Source organism: Arthrobacter sp. HMWF013 (assembly GCF_003061105.1).
In the GTDB taxonomy this organism is placed as follows: Bacteria; Actinomycetota; Actinomycetes; order Actinomycetales; family Micrococcaceae; genus Arthrobacter.
On sequence record NZ_QAIQ01000252.1, the window covers coordinates 1 to 3,776 of the forward strand.

Sequence of the window (3,776 nt, forward strand, 5' to 3'; positions counted from 1 at the left end):
AAGTAGTAGTACGTGGCCATCAGTCCCACAATGCAGGCCAGCGTGGCGAAGGCGAACATGAAGCCGGAGCCCGGGGCGGGGCGCAGCTGGGTCCGGGCCGGGGCCTGTTGTGAAAAAGTCATCGGTTAAGGGTGTCACACAAACCTTGGACCAACCTTCATGTCAGCGACACGGCCAGTTCCTCGATGATTTCGAACTGTTCGCGCACTCCGCCTTCCATGCCGGACTGGGCGATCATGTCCCGGACTTCCCTGCTTCCCGCATCGGTGCGGATCCGGATGGTGGTGGCGCCGCCGTCGGCCTCGTCAAAGGTGACCGTGTTGACCACGGCACCCTCCTCGCTGTCCGGGGAAGCGCCCTCGGTCTCCATGACCTCGGTGTGGACAATCCGTTCGTTCGGGACAATCTCCCGGTAGACGCCGTGGAACGCGACCTCGAATTCGCCGTGCGCCACCATGACATACCGCCATGCGCCGCCCACGCGGAGGTCCATATCCGCCACGGTCATCTCGCCGCGACGGCCGGGCCACCACTTCCGGACAAGCTCGGGGGTGGTCCAGGCCCGGTACACCAGATGCCGGGGCGCATTGACCGTCCGGGTGATCAGGATTTCCTGGTCGCCGGGGAAGGTGACATCCATGGTGCCGCTGCTGGTCTGTGCCATTGTCCTGCTCCTTCTCTTAGTTTTCGTTGCTTTCCTGGTCTTTAAGGTCCTCGCCTTTAAGGTCCTCGAGGACGTCTTCGAGCAGCTCGAACCGCTCTTCCCAGAGGTGCTGATAGCTGGCTACCCAGTCGTGGATGGGCTTCAGGGCCTGCGGGTTCAGCCTGTAGAGCCGCTGCCGCCCTTCGTCGCGCACGTCCACGGCGCCCACCTCGCGGAGCACGCGAAGGTGCCGCGAAACGTGCGGCTGGGCCAGGCCGAGGAGCTCCACAAGGTCGTTGACCGGCCGCTCGCCCTGGGCGAGGGCATCGAGGATTTCCCTGCGGCGCGGCTCGGCCACCGCGTTGAACGCATCTGCTGTGGTCGCTGCCCGTGCCATGCTGAAATTGTATACCCATATGTATATGCATTGGAAGATTTTCCAGGGTCTTTCGAATCTTCACAAACCCGTGAATCTGAGTAGGGTTCGCCCTATGGACACCATCATCCAGACCGTTGACCTGCACAAACACTTCGGCAGGGTACGCGCCCTCGACGGCCTCAACCTCGAGGTCCAACGCGGCGAGATCCACGGGTTCCTCGGACCCAACGGCGCCGGCAAATCCACCACCCTCCGCGTCCTGCTGGGCCTGGCCCGGGCCACGTCCGGCACGGCCACCGTCCTGGGCCTGGACCCGTGGACCCAGTCCGTGGAACTGCACAGGCGCCTGGCCTACGTCCCCGGCGATGTCCGGCTGTGGCCCAACATCTCCGGCGGCGAAACCATCGACCTGCTTTCACGCCTGCGGGGCGGGACGTCGGACGCCGCGGCCTACCGGCAGCGGAAGGCACGCCTGTGCGAGGCCCTCGATTTCGACCCCGGCAAGAAAGGCCGCGCCTACTCCAAAGGCAACCGGCAGAAAGTGGCCCTGATCGCCGCCCTCGCCACTGACGCCGAGATCTACCTCCTCGACGAGCCCACGTCCGGCCTTGACCCGCTCATGGAGGCGGTCTTCCGCCGGGAGGTGCTCGCCGCCGTCGACCGCGGGGCCACGGTGCTCCTCTCCAGCCACATCCTCTCCGAGGTGGAGATCCTGTGCCACCGCGTCAGCATCATCCGCGCCGGGCAGGTGGTGGACGGCGGGACGCTGGACTCGCTGCGGCACCTGACCCGCAGCGAGGTGTCCTTCGCGGCGGACGGCGTGGACACCCGCGCTCTGGGGGAGCTGGGCACTGTCCACGAACTGACGTCCGACGGCGGCAGGGTCAAGTTTGGTGCCGATTCGGACCGGATCGCCGAGGTGCTTCCGGTGCTGGGTGCCATGGGGGTTAAGGGCCTGATCATCACGCCGCCATCGCTGGAGGAGCTGTTCCTGCGGCACTACGGCGACACGTCGGGACTTGCCCGCGGGGAGGACGCCCACCCCGAGGGCACTGAGGGGGAGCGCGCTCGGCGGCGGCACCTGCTCGGCGCGAGGAGCCGTGACTGAGGTGCGCGAACTCCGTATCCTGTGGGGCCAGCGCCTACGGCGTGACCGCTGGCAGCTGGCCATCTGGGTGCTGGGCATCGGCGCCCTGACCCTGTTCGCGGCCTCCGCCATCCAGCAGACCTACGGCGAGGAATCCAGCCGCGCGGAGATCCTTCAGGTGGCCATCGCCACCCCTGCCATCCTGATGCTCCGCGGCCTGCCTCGGGACGCAAGCCTGGGCGGCTTTATGTTTTTCCTGATCTACGCCTTCCTCGCCCTCCTGGCCGGGCTGATGAGTACTTTCCTGGCCGTACGCCATACCCGGGCTGACGAGGAAGCCGGGAGTGCCGAGCTGATCGCCGCTACTCCCGCCGGACGCCTCACCCCTGCGGTGGCAACCCTCCTGCACGGCATCAGCGCCAACGTCCTGGCGGCGCTCGCCGTGTTCGGCGGTTTCGCGGCGGCGGGGCTTGACCGCGAAGGTTCCCTCCTTGCGGGAGCCGCCACGGGCGCCGTCGGCCTGGCGTTTCTGGGCGTGGGGCTCCTCGTGGCGCAGCTGATGGGGACATCCCGGGGCGCGAACGGCTACTCGTCCGGGCTGGTGGTCCTGGCGTACCTGCTGCGGGGCATCGGCGACGCCAGCGGGACCCCGAGTGCCGACGGGCTGTCCATGACCGCAGGGGCTTCGAGCTGGTTCTCCCCGATCGGGTGGGGCCAGCAGACGTTCGCCTTCACGGGCGACCGGTGGTGGCCACTGCTGCTGCCGCTGGGCCTTGCGGTGGTCAGCGGGGGTGCGGCGTGGCTCCTCCTGGAACGGCGGGACAGCGGCGCGAGCGTCTGGGGAGCGCTGCCCGGGCGTGCGGCCGCGCGGCCCGGACTGAGCAGCCCCACCGCCCTTGCCCTCCGGCTGCAGGCAGGCTCGATCATCGGCTGGTGCATCGGCGGGCTGGCCATGGGACTGCTGGCCGGCTCCCTGGGCAGCGCGATCGCCGCCGCGGACGCCACCAGCAACAACATCACCGTTGCGCTGCGCGCCATCCTCCAGACCCAGGGGGTATCGCTGACCCAGCTCATGATTTCGGCGATGTTCTCCATCGCGGGCATCCTGGCGGCTGCGTGCGGACTGCAGGCGGTCCTCCGGCTGCGCCAGGAAGAGGCCGGCGGCACTGCAGAGCTCCTGCTCGCCGCCCCGGTCAGCCGCCTGCACTGGCTGGTCAGCTACCTCCTGCTGGGCGCGGCGTCCGTGGTGCTGGTCCTGACCCTGACCGCATTCGGTGCCTGGGCATCCCTGGCCGCCGCCGGCGATACCTCCGTCGACGGGCAGGCTGTCTGGGAGACGGCCGTGGCCCAGCTTCCCGCCGCCCTGATCTACCTTGCGGTCCCGGCCCTGGTGTTCGTCCTCTGGCCGGCCGCGACCATCGCCGGAGGCTGGGCGCTCCTCGGGGCAGGGGTGGTGCTGGGAATCTTCGGCGGGCTGGTGGGACTGGACAAAAGCATCCGCGACCTCTCGCCGTTCACCCACACCCCCGTTCCCAGCGGCACGACGACGGACTGGAGCGGGGCGTGGTGGATGCTCGCCATCGCTGGTGTTGCCGTCGCCGTGGCCATGGTTGGCATGCGGCGGCGGGAAACGGGGACGGCATGAGGGCGGGTTTTGGTGCGGCGGG

At 68.5% G+C, this 3,776-nt stretch carries 4 protein-coding genes; 2 read left to right on the plus strand and 2 right to left on the minus strand.

The features are described 5' to 3' along the window. Positions 1 to 157: 157 nt before the first annotated feature. Positions 158 to 664: an SRPBCC family protein gene (locus DBR22_RS10240; protein WP_108598933.1), complete on the minus strand. Its 507-nt coding sequence runs from the start codon at positions 662 to 664 to the stop codon at positions 158 to 160. A 16-nt stretch (positions 665 to 680) separates the two neighbouring features. After that, on the minus strand, positions 681 to 1,040 hold the full coding sequence (locus DBR22_RS10245) for an ArsR/SmtB family transcription factor (protein WP_108598934.1): 360 nt from the start codon (positions 1,038 to 1,040) through the stop codon (positions 681 to 683). A 94-nt stretch (positions 1,041 to 1,134) separates the two neighbouring features. Between DBR22_RS10245 and DBR22_RS10250 the strand changes: the two genes are divergently transcribed. Continuing rightward, entirely contained in the window at positions 1,135 to 2,130 is a 996-nt protein-coding gene (locus DBR22_RS10250; protein WP_108598935.1) for an ABC transporter ATP-binding protein, read from the plus strand. Beyond that, a complete protein-coding gene (locus DBR22_RS10255; RefSeq protein ID WP_258229132.1) occupies positions 2,123 to 3,754 on the plus strand; it encodes an ABC transporter permease in 1,632 nt (543 codons plus the stop codon). The genes DBR22_RS10250 and DBR22_RS10255 overlap by 8 nt, the downstream gene beginning before the upstream one ends. The last annotated feature ends 22 nt before the right edge of the window (positions 3,755 to 3,776 follow it).